The sequence below is a fragment of the Bradyrhizobium sp. HKCCYLS3077 genome (genome assembly GCF_051167555.1).
In the GTDB taxonomy this organism is placed as follows: Bacteria; Pseudomonadota; Alphaproteobacteria; order Rhizobiales; family Xanthobacteraceae; genus Bradyrhizobium.
On the sequence record NZ_JBNPTH010000004.1, the window covers coordinates 269,292 to 283,973 of the forward strand.

At 65.8% G+C, this 14,682-nt stretch carries 10 protein-coding genes and 1 tRNA gene; 7 read left to right on the forward strand and 4 right to left on the reverse strand.

Annotated features, from left to right (window positions below):
- Positions 1 to 332 precede the first annotated feature (332 nt).
- The 3 genes from ACQR0Z_RS17445 to ACQR0Z_RS17455 are packed head-to-tail and all read left to right on the forward strand — an operon-like array spanning position 333 to position 2,415.
- Complete coding sequence (locus tag ACQR0Z_RS17445; RefSeq protein WP_434919471.1) at positions 333 to 989, forward strand: hypothetical protein; 657 nt, start codon at positions 333 to 335, stop codon at positions 987 to 989.
- A complete protein-coding gene (locus tag ACQR0Z_RS17450) occupies positions 983 to 1,741 on the forward strand; it encodes a terminase large subunit domain-containing protein (protein ID WP_434919472.1) in 759 nt (252 codons plus the stop codon). The genes ACQR0Z_RS17445 and ACQR0Z_RS17450 overlap by 7 nt, the downstream gene beginning before the upstream one ends.
- Positions 1,732 to 2,415: a hypothetical protein gene (locus ACQR0Z_RS17455; RefSeq protein WP_434919473.1), complete on the forward strand. Its 684-nt coding sequence runs from the start codon at positions 1,732 to 1,734 to the stop codon at positions 2,413 to 2,415. The genes ACQR0Z_RS17450 and ACQR0Z_RS17455 overlap by 10 nt, the downstream gene beginning before the upstream one ends.
- 139 nt (positions 2,416 to 2,554) lie before the next feature.
- Here the strand turns inward: ACQR0Z_RS17455 and ACQR0Z_RS17460 are convergent, their stop codons facing one another.
- From ACQR0Z_RS17460 to ACQR0Z_RS17475, 4 genes are all read right to left on the reverse strand, one after another.
- On the reverse strand, positions 2,555 to 2,908 hold the full coding sequence (locus ACQR0Z_RS17460; protein WP_434919474.1) for a hypothetical protein: 354 nt from the start codon (positions 2,906 to 2,908) through the stop codon (positions 2,555 to 2,557).
- A 50-nt stretch (positions 2,909 to 2,958) separates the two neighbouring features.
- On the reverse strand, positions 2,959 to 3,378 hold the full coding sequence (locus tag ACQR0Z_RS17465; protein ID WP_434919475.1) for a helix-turn-helix domain-containing protein: 420 nt from the start codon (positions 3,376 to 3,378) through the stop codon (positions 2,959 to 2,961).
- Positions 3,347 to 3,844, reverse strand: a complete 498-nt coding sequence (locus ACQR0Z_RS17470; RefSeq protein WP_434919476.1) for a hypothetical protein — start codon at positions 3,842 to 3,844, stop codon at positions 3,347 to 3,349. The genes ACQR0Z_RS17465 and ACQR0Z_RS17470 overlap by 32 nt, the downstream gene beginning before the upstream one ends.
- Positions 3,845 to 4,045: 201 nt before the next feature.
- A tRNA-Arg gene (locus ACQR0Z_RS17475) sits at positions 4,046 to 4,122 on the reverse strand.
- 467 nt (positions 4,123 to 4,589) lie between these two features.
- Here ACQR0Z_RS17475 and ACQR0Z_RS17480 point away from each other — a divergent pair.
- Genes ACQR0Z_RS17480 through ACQR0Z_RS17495 form a run of 4 tightly spaced genes read left to right on the forward strand, consistent with a single transcriptional unit; the run spans position 4,590 to position 14,653 of the window.
- Positions 4,590 to 9,827, forward strand: a complete 5,238-nt coding sequence (locus ACQR0Z_RS17480; protein ID WP_434919477.1) for an alpha-2-macroglobulin family protein — start codon at positions 4,590 to 4,592, stop codon at positions 9,825 to 9,827.
- Entirely contained in the window at positions 9,824 to 12,067 is a 2,244-nt protein-coding gene (pbpC, locus tag ACQR0Z_RS17485; protein WP_434919478.1) for a penicillin-binding protein 1C, read from the forward strand. Before ACQR0Z_RS17480 ends, pbpC begins: the two co-directional genes overlap by 4 nt.
- 51 nt (positions 12,068 to 12,118) lie before the next feature.
- Entirely contained in the window at positions 12,119 to 13,861 is a 1,743-nt protein-coding gene (locus ACQR0Z_RS17490; RefSeq protein ID WP_434858889.1) for an ArnT family glycosyltransferase, read from the forward strand.
- A complete protein-coding gene (locus tag ACQR0Z_RS17495; protein ID WP_434919479.1) occupies positions 13,862 to 14,653 on the forward strand; it encodes a phosphatase PAP2 family protein in 792 nt (263 codons plus the stop codon).
- Positions 14,654 to 14,682 lie beyond the last annotated feature (29 nt).

A 14,682-nucleotide genomic window follows, 5' to 3' on the forward strand; every position in this document is an offset into this window, starting at 1 on the left:
ACTTTTGGCGCGCATGCCCTTGAATTCCTCATCGCGTCCGTTGCCTTGCTCATATGGATTTATTCTGGATATGCGGACTGGAAATCCAAACGCGACAACGAGCGGTCCGACTAAGCTTCTTCACAGGCGTTTGCCAATTCGCACCGATTTTCCAGCGGCTTCGCACTTCCTGATTTGATTAGCGGATTGTTAAACTTCTAATCGTAGCGTAAGCGCTAAAGAGGTCTCTATTTTTCTGATCGTGTTGCGCCTTTGTTGCGCCCTTGGCCGGTGATGCGGGTCATGGGCGCTTTTTGGCGTTCCGCGTGACCAATTCGCGGGTGTGTTGAGTAATGGGCAAGACCGGCCCGAAGTGTTCTATCTGCTCCCACAGGTCCCGACATCAAATCGAGATCGGACTCGCGCACGGCATTTCGCACGAGGCATTGGCCAGGCGGTTCAACGTCAGCCACGACGCGATCGGACGGCACGCCAAGAACCACGTAACGCCGGCCATGCGCGCGGCAATCCTGACCGCGCAGGCGCCGACCAAGATCGACCTTGCCGAGCTACAGGCGAGCGAGCAGGAAGGCTTGCTGTCCCAGCTCGTACACCAGCGGGCGCGGCTGCAGCTGCTCGCCGGTATGGCTGGCGACTATGGCGACGTCTCCGCGGCGGTCAACGCCGAGAAGGCCATAACGGGCAACCTGGCGCTCGTTGGCAAGCTCCTCGGCATGATCGTGCAGCGTCACGACGTCCGGTCGACAAATCTGCTGGTCAGCGCCGACTATCTCGCCATTCGCCAGGTGCTCGTCGAGACGCTGCGGCCGTTCCCGGAGGCGGCTCGAGCCGTCGGCGCGGCGCTGCACCGCCTGGAGACGGACGCCGCCGCGGCGATCACGCAGGCAACCAGGCCGGCGCGCATGATTGAGGCGAAGCCGGCGGCGTCGGCGGAGATCATCGACGTGACGCCCGCACCACCGCCGTGCCCGGTGCCACCACCATGCTGATGGCCCGCGACATAGCGCGCGCGCTGGATCCGGCGCTCCTCGCCGCCGATGCGGGTATCGTGCTGGACGAGTGGCAGGCGGACTTCGTGCGCTCCGACGCGCCACAGACCGCCATGCTCATTCCGCGCCAGCACGGCAAAACCGAAGCGGCGACCATCAAGGCGCTGTCGGTCGGCACCACCGAGCGGGAAAGCCTCATTCTGATCGCAAGCCCTGCGCAGCGTCTCTCTGACGAGTTCGTGCGTCGGTCGCGCCTGACCTACAACAAACTCGAAAACGTTCCGGCGCTCGTTGGTGACGCGGCGAGGCGAATGGAGTTCGCTAACGGCAGTCGCATCCTGGCGCTGCCCGGCGACAATGACGGCGACACGCTGCGCGGATTGGCAAACGTGCGCCTGGCGATCATCGACGAGGCGTCCCGATGTTCTGACGAGCTGTTGGCGGCCATTCGTCCCATGCTGGCGACCAACCCGCGCGCCCAACTGGTCTATCTGAGCACGCCCGCCGGCAAGCGTGGCGCCTTCTATGAAACGTGGATCGCCGACAATCCTGACTGGCACAAGATCCGCGTGGAACTCGGTTCGTGTAACCGCATCACGCCCGAATTCCTCGCCCGCGAGCGCAAGAACCTGGGCGAGACGAAATATCGCCAGGAGTACCTGTGCGAGTTCCTCGACAGCGACGAAGCCGCGTTCGCCACCGACATCATCGACGCCATGTTTACCAATGAGGTGCAACCGCTATGGATATAGTCCGCACTCCCGACGGCTGGCGCAGCATCCGCGCGCGTCCTGTCGACCGCTGGTTCGTTGGCGTCGACCTCGGTCAGAGCACCGACCCGACTGCAATCACCGTGATGAACCATCGTGTCGTGCCCCTCGACGATTGGGAGCGCAACGAAAAGACGCGGACCAGCCGGCAGAAGCGAGCGGTGTATTTCGACGTCCGTCGTCTCGAACGGCTCAAACTCAACATGTCTTACCCGGCGCAGATTCAGCATGTGGCCGATCTGCTCGCGCGGCTCAATATGCTCAACCCGCACTTGGTAATTGACGAGACCGGAGTCGGTCGACCGGTTGGCGACATGTTCGACGCCGCCGGGCTCTATCCCTCCCGGATCACGATCACGGCCGGGCTCGAGGCGACACAGCACGGCGGCCGATCTTGGCATGTGCCGAAAGGGCTGCTGATCTCGAACCTCGAAGCACACGCGCACAGCGGCGAACTGCGTGTTGCTGCTGCCGCTAAGGACGCTGCGGCGCTCAAGGACGAATTGAAGGACTTTCAGCGAAAGATCTCGGAAGCCGGCCGCACGACCTACGCCGCCCGGGTCGGGGCGCATGACGACCTTGTGCTGTCGGTTGCGATTGCGCTGTGGATGGCGGCGCAGGGGGGCACCTTCACCCACGAAGAATTGCGAGTGTGACGATGCCGGGCGACTAGGGTGGTTATCGAACAGGCGTCGACGACGCAGCGTTCAGCTGAGCCGCCCCAGCGGGACAGGATCTACTTTCGCTTTGAGTGGCGGCGACGGCTGAGCAGGCGCCTGGCGCATCAGGAGACCTTCACTGCGTGGCCAGCAAGTTTATCCAAAAACCTCCGGCATCGATCTCTTCTGATTCTGTTATGACTTTCGTCTCGATCTTCCCCGGCCTCAAGATCGGCTGCTGAAGAAGCATCGGTGCCTTGACGATCAAAGTTGTCCGGCCCGAAGAGACGGTTGGAGGAGGAGACAAGGGGACCTCGAAGTCAGCTGGGGATGAACCCGGCAGTACCACCCTGAGAGTTAGTTGTTTGAAGGGATACTCCAGTTTGGTGCTGACGCTGAAGAAAAAGACGAGCTGAGCAAGCTTCAACTCGTCGGAGTTGATGTTGATGTCGGTTAGATATACTCCGTTCAGGTATGCTTTGCCTGTCATGGAAAACAAGGCTTCGTCGCAAACCACTACGGATGCTGTCCGACCTGACATTATGCGGCCGCCGAAGTAATAATGCGAACATTTGGTGGAGCATTGAAGGTCAGCGCCGATGATGTCGAACAAGTTGGATGAGCTGGCGTATTCGCGCCTTGCGCGACTATCGGGTGAGCTATAATTCCAGCACTGTTGCTCCCAACAACTGCCGGAGCTTCCTCAAGCGAGAATCGAGCCTTCCGACCGAGTGCCCAAGCGAGTTCTGCTACTCTTCCAAGCGTAATATCCTTTACGCCTTTGAGCTCACGGTTGATGACAGATCGATGGATCTTTAGGAGTCGCGCGATCTCCGACTGCGACAGACCTCGCTGCTGCTGCTCTTCAACATAGGCCTTTTGCAGCTCTCGCCGAACTTCGCCAATAAAGCGAGTTGCGGCCCGCCGGTTAGGGGAAATAGCAATTTGAAACGACATCATGAGGATCAGCTCCAGGCACGAATTTTGGCTCGTCCAAATCCAGCCCATCTCTGAACTTGGCGACCTCGACGCGGGCGTAACCAGCGTAGAGTTTATACGTTTTTGTTCGTTCAGCGGTGTCGGCGATCACACCAATGAAGCAGTCCTTCCGGTGGAACCATCCGAAGATCCGTAGGTCAGGTGTCTTCAGCTCCCAGACGCCGTCTGCAAGATGCACGAGACTTTTGAATTGCCATCCCACAATAAGAGGCTCGCCGGAGCAAAATAACTGCAGAAGATCGTCCAGCTGTTCGTCGGGGCGCTGTTCGATTTTCCAGTTCGATTCGAGCTTAGGCAGATCATTTTGAATCCAGGACACAAGTTTCGGGCCGGCATGGAACATCCGCAGTTCTTGTTGCGGATGTTCCAAAAGGGGGTCGAATTTGAGAAGGGCCCCTTCGCGTGCCAAATCTAGTAGTGTTGCCATATAAGTCAACAAAAGATGAGAAAGTCTTAATTCGCACCTGCTGGTTGTCTTCTTTCTATCATTGCTCTGGTGACGTGTCGCGCCTCATGTCGCGCCGAGTAGCCGGGAGTGCTCGGGAGTTGTTGGAATTACATGGGAATTTTGCGCAGCAGGCGCGACACGAAATCAATTAGGATAATGCAGCTAAGTCATTGAAATTTTTGGCGATCCCAGCAGGACTCGAACCTGCAACCCGCGGAGTAGAAATCCGCTACTCTATCCAGTTGAGCTATGGGACCGTCGTCGCGAGCGACGTGAACGGCCGTGACGTGAACGGCCTTGGCAACCGACCCACGGGAATCGGCACCGTCGGGCGAGCCCGGGCGGCGCGGATTCCATAGCACGGGTCATATGAAAAATCTTCGGTTTCGCCAAGAGTGAGCGAACCGGGAACGAGCTGGCCGCGACCAAGCGGACGCGGAGGAGGGCCAATGGGCCCCGTCTGCCCGCCGGCGGCGCCCTGACCGGGCGTCGCGGCTCTTGCCGGTATGCCATGCGCTGTGAATTGCCGTTGATGAACAGAATTTTCGGGCCCGCGCCCCCGCCGATGACCAATGGCGGCGGCCCGCGGCCATGGCGGCTGCAACCGCTGCCATCAGTCCGTCACCATTTCGCGTCCATTCTCGCCACGAATCGGCCAAACACGGGCACCCTCTCGGGGGTGCCGAAGAGCCGCCCCCATCGCCTTGCCCCAAGGAGCTGTCCCATGATCGGTCTGGTTCGCGCCGCCGTCGTCTGCGCCGTCATGGCGCTTGGCCTCGTCTCCGCCGGCTCCGCCGCGCTGGCCGCCGACAAGGCGTTCAAGCGCGACGATCTCGCGGACGCTGCGATCAAGCTGGAGGCGCAGATCAAGAGCGAGGCGGGGGCGGTGAACAAGCCGCTGGCGACGTTGCGCACGGATGCCGACGCGGCGCTCCGCCGCAATGATCTACGGACCGGCCTGCAGATCCTCGGCCAGATCGCGACCGCGGCGCCGGAGGATTCCGGCAACTGGCTGCGGCTGGCGCGCACGGTGCTGAACCAGATCTGGCCGTCCAATGCGTCGGAGAAGACCTTCCTGCTGGAGCGGGCCTCGACGGCGGCCTACATCGCCTATCAGCGCGCGGGCAATGCCGGCGAGGAGGCCGATGCGCTTGCCGTGCTCGGCAAGGCCATGGCGGAGCGCAAGCTGTGGCGGCCGGCGCTGGATACGCTGCGGATGTCGCTGGAGCTGCGCGAGGTCGCGGATGTCCGGGGGCAGTATGAGCGGATGCGCGACGAGCACGGCTTCAAGCTGCTCGACTACACCGTGGATTCGGACTCGGCGAGCCCGCGCGCCTGCTTCCAGTTCTCCGAGGACCTTGCCAAGCGCACCGACTTCTCGCCCTTCGTGGCGCAGGCCGGCAACGACAGGCCGGCGCTGACGTCCGAGGACAAGCAGCTCTGCGTCGAGGGCCTTAAGCATGGCGAGCGCTACAACATCAATCTGCGCGCCGGGCTGCCGTCGGGCGTCAAGGAGAGCCTGCCGAAATCGGCCGAGTTCAACATCTATGTCCGCGACCGCAAGCCGTTCGTGCGCTTCACCGGCAAGGCCTATGTGCTGCCGCGCACCGGGCAGAAGGGCATTCCGCTGGTCAGCGTCAACACGCCGGCGGTGAACGTCCAGGTGTTCCGGATCGGCGACCGCAATCTGATCAACACGGTCATCGACAGCGACTTCCAGCGGCCGCTGTCGAGCTACCAGCTCAGCGATCTCGGCGACCAGCGCGGCATGAAGGTGTGGAGCGGTGAGCTCTCGACCGCGATGACCCTGAACCAGGATGTCACCACGGCGTTCCCGGTCGACCAGGCGATCAGCGACATGCAGCCGGGCGTCTATGTGATGACCGCGGCGCCCAAGGGCCCGGCCAGCGGCAATAGCGGCGACGAGGACAGCGGCGGCCAGCTCGCCACGCAATGGTTCATCGTCTCCGACCTCGGCGTCGCCGCGTTCTCCGGCAATGACGGCATCCACGTGTTCGTGAACTCGCTGGCGTCGACCGATCCGGTGGCGCGTGCCGAGGTGCGGCTGGTGGCGCGCAACAACGAGATCCTGGCGACGCGCAAGACCGACGAGGCCGGCCACGTGCTGTTCGAGACGGGACTTGCGAAGGGCGAGGGCGGGCTGTCGCCGGCGATGCTGACGGTGTCGGGCGAGAAGGCGGACTACGCCTTCCTGAGCCTGAAGACGACGGCGTTCGATCTTTCCGATCGCGGCGTGGCCGGGCGCGAGACGCCGGCCGGGCCGGATGCGTTCGTCTATTCCGAGCGCGGCGTCTACCGCTCCAGCGAGACCGTCTACCTGACGGCCCTGCTGCGCGACGGCAAGGGCAATGCCATGACCGGCGTGCCGCTGACCCTGGTCGTCGAGCGCCCCGACGGCGTCGAATTCCGCCGCGCCGTGCTGCCCGACCAGGGCGCGGGCGGCCGCTCCTTGAGCGTGGCGCTGAACTCGGCGGTGCCGACCGGGACCTATCGCGTGCGCGCCTTCACCGATCCGAAGGGGGCGGCGGTCGGCGAGACCACCTTCATGGTCGAGGATTACGTCCCCGAGCGGCTGGAATTCGACCTGTCGTCCAAGGACAAGCAGATCAAGGCTGAGACGCCGGTCGAGGTGAAGGTCGACGGCCATTTCCTCTATGGCGCGCCGGCATCCAACCTGCAGCTCGAGGGCGACCTGCTGGTGACCACGGCGTCGGAGCGGCCGGGCTTTCCGGGCTATCAGTTTGGCGTCGCCGACGAGGAGAGCGCCTCCAACGAGCGCACGCCGATCGAGGGCCTGCCCGAGACCGACGACAAGGGCACGGCGACCTTCCCGGTCAGCCTGCCGAAGCCGCCGTCGTCGAGCCGGCCGCAGGAGGCGCAGATCTATGTGCGCATGGCCGAGACCGGCGGACGCGCCGTCGAGCGCAAGCTGACCCTGCCGGTGGCGCCGAAGGCGGCGCAGATCGGCATCAAGCCGTCCTTCTCCGGCAAGAGCGTCGGCGAGGGCGACAAGGCCGAGTTCGACGTCGTGTTCGTCTCGCCTGAGGGCAAGACGCTGGCGCGCAATGGCCTGCGCTATGAACTCCTGAAGATCGAGTCGCGCTATCAGTGGTATCGGCAGAATTCCTATTGGGCCTATGAGCCGGTGAAGTCGACCAAGCGCGTCGGCGACGGTGATGTCACGATCGCGGCGAACAAGCCGGCGCGGCTGAGCTTCCAGCCGGAGGCCGGGCGCTACCGGCTCGACGTCAAGTCGGCGGATGCCGATGGTCCGGTGACGTCGCTGCAGTTCGACGTCGGCTGGTACACCGAGGGCAGCGCCGATACGCCGGACCTCTTGGAGACCTCGCTCGACAGGCCGCAATACCAGTCGGGCGACACGATGGTCGTGACGGTGAACGCGCGCACGGCCGGCAAGCTGACGGTCAATGTGCTCGGCGACCGGCTGCTGACGACGCAGACCACCGAGGTCAAGGAAGGCACCAACCAGGTCAAGCTCGCGGTCGGCAAGGACTGGGGTACGGGCGCCTATGTCGTGACGACGCTCCGCCGTCCGCTCGACGCGGCTGCGCAGCGCATGCCGGGCCGCGCGCTCGGGCTCGCCTGGTTCGGTATCGACAAGTCCGCGCGGACGTTGAACGTTGCCTTGAGCCCGCCGGCGCTGGTGCGGCCGGGCGCGGCATTGAAGATCCCGGTCAAGGTCGGCGGGCTCAATCCCGGCGAGGACGCCAAGATCGTGATCGCGGCGGTCGATGTCGGCATTCTCAACCTCACCAACTACAAGCCGCCGGCGCCGGACGATTATTATCTCGGCCAGCGCCAGCTCTCGGCGGAGATCCGCGACCTCTACGGCCAGCTGATCGACGGCATGCAGGGCACGCGCGGCCAGATCCGCTCCGGCGGTGACGGCGGCGGCGCCGAGCTGCAGGGCTCGCCGCCGACACAGAAGCCGCTGGCGCTGTATTCGGGCATCGTCACGGTCGGGCCTGATGGCAATGCGGAAGTGAGCTTCGACATTCCGGAGTTTGCCGGCACCGCGCGCGTCATGGCGGTGGCGTGGAGCGCGACCAAGGTCGGGCGAGCGAATGTCGACGTCACCGTCCGCGATCCCGTGGTGCTGACCGCGACCCTGCCGCGCTTCCTGCTGTCTGGCGACCGCGGCACGCTGTCGTTCGATGTCGACAATGTCGAGGGCGCGCCCGGCGACTATGTCGTGGCCGTCAAGGCGAGCGGGCCGGTCAAGGTGTCCGGCAATGCCAATGTGACCTTGAAGCTCGCGGCCAAGCAGCGGGGATCATCGACCCTGCCGCTCGACGCCTCGGGCACCGGCACGGCGCAGCTCGATGTCGACATCAAGGGCCCGAACGGGCTGAGCCTGGCGCGGCACTATCAGCTCGACGTCAAGCCGGCGACGCAGGTGCTGGCGCGGCGCTCGATCCGCACCTTGGCCAAGGGCGAGAGCCTGACGCTGACGTCGGACATGTTCTCTGATCTCGTGGCGGGCACCGGCACGGTGTCGCTGTCGGCGGGGCTGTCGACCGCGCTGGATGCTGCGACCATCCTGAAGGCGCTCGACCGCTATCCGCATGGCTGCTCGGAGCAGATCACCAGCCGCGCGATGCCGCTGCTCTATGTCAACGAGCTCGCGGCTGGCGCGCATCTGGCGATGGACACCGAGGTCGACCAGCGCATCCGCGACTCCATCGATCGCTTGCTGGCACGTCAGGGCTCGAACGGCTCGTTCGGCCTGTGGTCGGCGGGCGGCGACGATCCCTGGCTCGACGCCTATGTCACGGACTTCCTGACCCGCGCCCGCGAAAAGGGCTTTGCGGTGCCGGACGTGCTGTTTAAGAGCGCGCTCGACCGCGTCAGGAACTCGGTCGTCAATGCCGAGGAGCCGGAGAAGACCGGCGGCCGTGATCTCGCCTACGGCCTCTACGTGCTGGCCCGCAACGGCGCGGCGCCGATCGGTGACCTCCGCTATCTCGCCGACACCAAGCTCGGCAATCTGGCAACGCCGATTGCCAAGGCGCAGCTCGCCGCGGCTCTCGCGCTGGTCGGCGACCGCGCCCGCGCGGAGCGGGTCTATGGCGCCGCCGCCGACAGCCTCGCGCCGAAGCCGGTGCTGGTGTTCGGCCGCACCGACTACGGCTCCGACCTGCGTGACGCCGCCGCGCTGGTGTCGCTGGCGGGCGAGGGCAATGCGCCGCGCGCGACCTTGACGCAGGCGGTGACCCGCGTCGAAGCCGCGCGCGGGCTGACGCCGTATACCTCGACGCAGGAGAATGCGTGGATGGTGCTGGCGGCGCGTGCGCTCGCCAAGGAGACGCTGGTGCTCGATGTCAACGGCCAGGCGGTGAAGCAGGCGCTGTACCGCAGCTACAAGGCGGCCGAGCTCTCGGGCCAGCCGCTGAAGATCACCAACACCGGCGAGGCGCCGGTGCAGGCGGTGGTCTCGGTGTCCGGCTCGCCGCTGACGCCGGAGCCGGCGGCCTCGAACGGCTTCAAGATCGAGCGCAGCTACTACACGCTCGACGGCAAGCCGGCGGACATCAGAATCGCGAAGCAGAACGACCGCTTCGCGGTGGTGCTGAAGGTCACCGAGGCCAAGCCGGAATATGGGCACATCATGGTGTCGGACTATTTGCCGGCGGGGCTCGAGATCGACAACCCGCGCCTGGTGTCCTCGGGTGACAGCGGCACGCTCGACTGGATCGGGGACGGCCAGGAACCCGTCAATACCGAGTTCCGCGACGACCGCTTCACTGCCGCGCTCGACCGCGCCGCGGATTCGAAGGCGGTGTTCACGGTCGCTTACGTCGTCCGCGCGGTGTCGCCCGGCAAATACGTGCTGCCGCAGGCCTATGTCGAGGACATGTACAATCCCTCGCGCTATGGTCGCACCGGGACGGGCTCGGTAGAGGTCCGCGCGGCGAAATGAGTGAGGGTGGAGAACGCGATACGAAGTTGGGCGGAGCGACGTCTCCCCAAACTCAGTCGTCATGCCCGGGCTTGACCCGGGCATCCACGCTGCCTCCGCGCGCGCCGAACGACGTGGATGGCCGGGACAAGCCCGGCCATGACGGTAGGAAAGGGCGGGGCGTCAAACGGCTGCTCGCGGTCGCGGTCGCGGCCGCAATGGTCGTCGCTGTCGCGCTCGCACTCACCGCCTACACCATCTCCCTCGGCCCGCTGCCGCTGCAGGAGGCCAAAGCCCTCTCCACCACCGTGGTCGACCGCCACGGCAAGCTGTTGCGCGCCTATGCGATGGCGGATGGACGCTGGCGGCTGCCGGTGAGCGCGAAGAAGGACGTCGATCCGACCTATCTGAAGCTGCTGCTGGCCTATGAGGACCAGCGCTTCTACGAGCATCACGGCGTCGACCCCAAAGCGCTGGCGCGGGCCGCGATCCAGCTCGGCTCACATGGCCACATCGTCTCCGGCGGCTCGACGATCACGATGCAGCTGGCGCGGCTGCTCGAGCCGCGGCGTCAGCGCTCGCTGCATGCCAAGCTCAGGCAGATCGTGCGCGCGCTCGAGCTCGAGCAAAAGCTCAGCAAGGACGAGATCCTCGATCTCTATCTGACCCTCGCGCCCTATGGCGGCAATCTCGAAGGCATCCGCTCAGCCTCGATCGCCTATTTCGGCAAGGAGCCGAAGCGGCTGTCGCTGGCGGAGGCCGCGCTGCTTGTGGCGCTGCCGCAATCGCCGGAGACGCGCCGGCTCGACCGCCACCCCGAGGCCGCGCGCCGCGGCCGCGACCGCGTGCTCGACCGCATGGTCTCCGAGAACGTGATCTCGGCCGACGAAGCCGCGCAGGCGAAGGCGCAACCGGTGCCGGCGTTCCGCAAGCCGATGCCGATCCTGGCGCCGCACGCGGCCGACCAGGCCACGGCGGTGGTGAAGGATCAGCCGATCATCCGCCTGACGCTCGATTCCTCCTTGCAGAAGGTGCTGGAGCCGCTGGCGCGCGACCGCGCCATGGCGCTGGGGCCGAATGTCTCGGTCGGCATCATCGTGGTCGACAATGAGAGCGGCGACGTGCTCGCCCATGTCGGCTCGGCTGATTATTTCGACCAGCGGCGGGCGGGGCAGGTCGACATGACCCGCGCGGTGCGTTCGCCCGGCTCGACCTTGAAGCCATTCATCTATGGCCTCGCCTTCGAGGACGGTTTTGTGCATCCGGACAGCCTGATCGAGGACCGACCGGTGCGTTTCGGCTCCTATGCGCCGGAGAATTTCGACATGACGTTCCAGGGCACGGTGCCGGTGCGCAAGGCACTGCAGCTGTCCCTGAACGTGCCGGCGATCGTGCTGCTCGACCGCGTCGGCGCCAGCCGATTGTCGTCGCGGCTGAAGCAGGCCGGCGGCAGCCTCGTGCTGCCGAAGGACGAAGCGCCGGGCCTCGCCATGGGCCTCGGCGGCGTCGGTGTGACGCTGCAGGACCTCGCGCAGCTCTATGCGGGCTTCCCGCGGCTCGGCACCACCCGGCCGCTGCGCGAGATCATGATGGCCGATGAGAAGGACGACGCGCGCGAGCCGATGCGGCTGATGGATCCGGCCGCCGCCTGGCAGGTCGGTAACGTGCTGCTCGGCACACCGCCGCCGGAAAATGCCGCGCGCAACCGCATCGCGTTCAAGACCGGCACCAGTTACGGCTATCGCGACGCCTGGTCGGTCGGTTTCGACGGGCGCGTCACGATCGGCGTCTGGGTGGGCCGCCCCGACGGCGCGCCGGTGCCTGGCCTGATCGGCCGCGTCTCTGCGGCGCCGATCCTGTTCGATGCCTTCGCGCGCTCCGGCAAGCTGCCGGCGGCGCTGCCGAAACCGCCCAAGGGGGCGCTGGTCGCCAGCAATTCCAAGTTGCCGCTGCCGCTGCGCCGGTTCCGGCCGATCGGCGAGCTGGTGCGGACGGGCGCGGAGCAGGCGCCCCACATCCAGTTCCCGCTCAACGGCTCGCGCATCGACGTCGACCGTTCCGCCGGCCCGGAAGCCTCAGTCATGCCGGTCAAGGTCTCAGGAGGCGTGCTGCCGCTGACGATGCTGGTGAACGGCCTGCCGGTCGGCGAAATCGACAGCCGGCGCCAGCGCCTGATCGACCCGCCCGGGCCGGGCTTTGCCCGCCTGACCGTGATCGATGCCACGGGCGCGGCGGACACAGTTGTGGTCAGAATCCAGTGACCGTTCGCTAAGCGGTTGTCGGCATGGTGGTTTCAGCGTATTCGGAACCCCATGGTCGAGACCTATGCCCGCCCCCGTTTTGGAGAGCCGCGCGAGCCGAAGAACCTGGTGAATCCGGGCAATCGGCTGGTGCGGATGATCGATGCCGTCACCGTGAGCCATGCCCGGGCGGTCGCGTTCCTGCTCGTCTGCGGCCTGCTGCTGTTTCTGCCGGGCTTCTTCACCATCCCGCCGATCGATCGCGACGAGGCGCGGTTCGCGCAGGCGACCAAGCAGATGGTCGAGAGCGGCGACTATGTCGACATCCGCTTCCAGGACGACGTGCGCTACAAGAAGCCGGTCGGCATCTACTGGTTGCAATCCGCCGCCGTCGAGACCGCTTCTGCGATCGGGTTGCCGCGCGCGCAGTTGCGCATCTGGGTGTACCGCATCCCCTCGCTGATCGGCGCGATCGGCGCGGTTCTCCTGACCTATTGGGCGGCGCTCACCTTCGTCACGCGGCGCGGCGCGGTGTTCGCCGCGCTCCTGATGTGCTGCTCGGTGCTGCTCGGCGTCGAGGCGCGGCTCGCCAAGACCGATGCGATGCTGCTGTTCACCGTGGTGGCCGCGATGGGCGCGCTGGCGCGGGTCTATCTCTCATGGCAGCGCGGCGAGGATCCGGAGCATCCGCCGTGGGGGCCGCCCGCGATTTTCTGGACCGCGCTCGCGGCCGGCATCCTGATCAAGGGGCCGCTGATCCTGATGTTCGCAGGCCTCACGATCGTCACGCTCGCGATCATGGATCGCGGCGCCGGCTGGCTGTGGCGTCTACGTCCCCTGTGGGGGCTGATGTGGATGCTGGTGCTGGTGCTGCCGTGGTTCGTGCTGATCTTCCTGCGCGCCGGCGACACCTTCTTCGCCGACTCCGTCGGCGGCGACATGCTGAGCAAGATCGGCGCGCAGGAGTCGCATGGCGCGCCTCCAGGCCTCTATCTGCTGCTGCTGTTCATCACCTTCTGGCCGGGTGCGCCGCTGGCCGCGATGGCCGCGCCGGCCGTATGGCGGGCGCGGCGCGAGCCCGGCGCGCAGTTCCTGCTGGCGTGGCTGCTGCCGTCCTGGATCGTGTTCGAGGCGGTGCTGACCAAGCTGCCGCACTATGTGCTGCCGCTGTACCCGGCGATCGCGATCCTCACCGTGGGCGCGCTGGAGCGGCGCGTGCTGTCGCGCTCCTGGCTGCGCCGGGGCGCGGCGTGGTGGTTCGCCATTCCCGCCATCACCTCGGTGGTCGCGGTGATCGGGGCCATCATCGTCACGCACCAGCCGGTGTTCCTGGCCTGGCCGTTCGTGGCGGCGTCGCTGATCTTCGGCCTGTTCGCCTGGTGGCTCTATGACGACGGCCGCGCCGAGCGTTCGCTGCTGAATGCCAGCGTGGCGGCGCTGTTCCTCGCCTTCGTGGTCTATGGCGCGGTGCTGCCGGCGCTGACGCCGCTGTTCCCGAGCGCCGAGATCGCGCGCGCGCTGCGCAACGTCGTCTGCGTCGGGCCGAAGGCGGCGGCCGCGGGCTTCCACGAGCCGAGCCTCGTCTTCATGACGGGAACGTCGACGCAATTGACCGACGGCTCCGGGGCCGCCGACTTCCTCAGCCAGGGCACCTGCCGTTTCGCGCTGATCGAGCAGCGGACCGAACGCGCGTTCGTGCAGCGCGCCGAGGCAATCGGCCTGCGCTACAACGTGGCCAAGCGGATCGACGGCTACAACATCTCGCAGGGCCGTCCGGTGTCGATCGCGATCTATCGCTCGGAAGGCACCGAATAGATGCTCGCCCCCGACAATTCGCCGTCCTCGTCAGGCTATTTCGCCCAGCTCGCACTGGTCGGGAAATTCATGGTCGGCCGGCTGGTGCGGCGTCCGCAGACAGCGCCCGATGCCGCGGGCCGGCAGCGCCTGTGGCGCGAGCTTCTCCTGCTCTGCGCCATCGGCCTTGGCACGATCCTGGTGCTGATGGTTGCCTTCGACGCCTACGAGATCGGCTTGATGCCGCCCCGCGGCACGCCAAGCCTGTGGCCGGTGCGGATCATCACCGAGTTCGGCCAGGATGAATACGTGCTCGGTCTGCTGGCGGCCGGCGTGGTCGTGACCATCCTGATCGCGCCATTATGGCCCGAAGCCACGCGCAGCCGCCTGCTCAACTTCGCGACCCATGTGCAGTATGTCTTCTTCGCACTGCTGACTTCGCTGCTGGCTGCCCAGGCGCTGAAATACATCATCGGACGCGGTCGTCCGTTCGTCGGCGGCAAGGCGAATGCCTTCAATTTCGATCCGTTCAACGGCACGCCGGCCTATTTCAGCATGCCCTCGGCGCATGCGGTGACGGCGTTCGCGCTGGCCTTCGCCGTCGCCGCCATCTGGCCGCGGCTGCGGATCGCGATGTTCGTCTACGCCGTCGTCATCGCGCTCAGCCGGCTCGTTCTGCTTGCCCATCATCCGAGCGACGTGGTGGCCGGGGCGGTGGTTGGACTCGCCGGCGCCATGCTGGTCCGCTACTGGTTCGCCGCACGGCGCCTCGGTTTTCGCCTGGGGAAGGACGGCCGGATCGTACCGCGCTAAAGGGGTTGATAGCCGGCCCCAAGCCCCAT

What these genes read in the sequence shown, in the direction of transcription:
- ACQR0Z_RS17445 (WP_434919471.1), top strand. Translation starts at nt 333, where the DNA reads ATGGGCAAGACCGGCCCGAAGTGTTCTATCTGCTCCCACAGGTCCCGA.
- ACQR0Z_RS17455 (WP_434919473.1), top strand. Translation starts at nt 1,732, where the DNA reads ATGGATATAGTCCGCACTCCCGACGGCTGGCGCAGCATCCGCGCGCGT.
- ACQR0Z_RS17470 (WP_434919476.1), bottom strand. Translation starts at nt 3,844, where the DNA reads ATGGCAACACTACTAGATTTGGCACGCGAAGGGGCCCTTCTCAAATTC.
- ACQR0Z_RS17495 (WP_434919479.1), top strand. Translation starts at nt 13,862, where the DNA reads ATGCTCGCCCCCGACAATTCGCCGTCCTCGTCAGGCTATTTCGCCCAG.
- ACQR0Z_RS17490 (WP_434858889.1), top strand. Translation starts at nt 12,119, where the DNA reads ATGGTCGAGACCTATGCCCGCCCCCGTTTTGGAGAGCCGCGCGAGCCG.
- pbpC (WP_434919478.1), top strand. Translation starts at nt 9,824, where the DNA reads ATGAGTGAGGGTGGAGAACGCGATACGAAGTTGGGCGGAGCGACGTCT.
- ACQR0Z_RS17450 (WP_434919472.1), top strand. Translation starts at nt 983, where the DNA reads ATGCTGATGGCCCGCGACATAGCGCGCGCGCTGGATCCGGCGCTCCTC.
- ACQR0Z_RS17460 (WP_434919474.1), bottom strand. Translation starts at nt 2,908, where the DNA reads ATGACAGGCAAAGCATACCTGAACGGAGTATATCTAACCGACATCAAC.
- ACQR0Z_RS17465 (WP_434919475.1), bottom strand. Translation starts at nt 3,378, where the DNA reads ATGATGTCGTTTCAAATTGCTATTTCCCCTAACCGGCGGGCCGCAACT.
- ACQR0Z_RS17480 (WP_434919477.1), top strand. Translation starts at nt 4,590, where the DNA reads ATGATCGGTCTGGTTCGCGCCGCCGTCGTCTGCGCCGTCATGGCGCTT.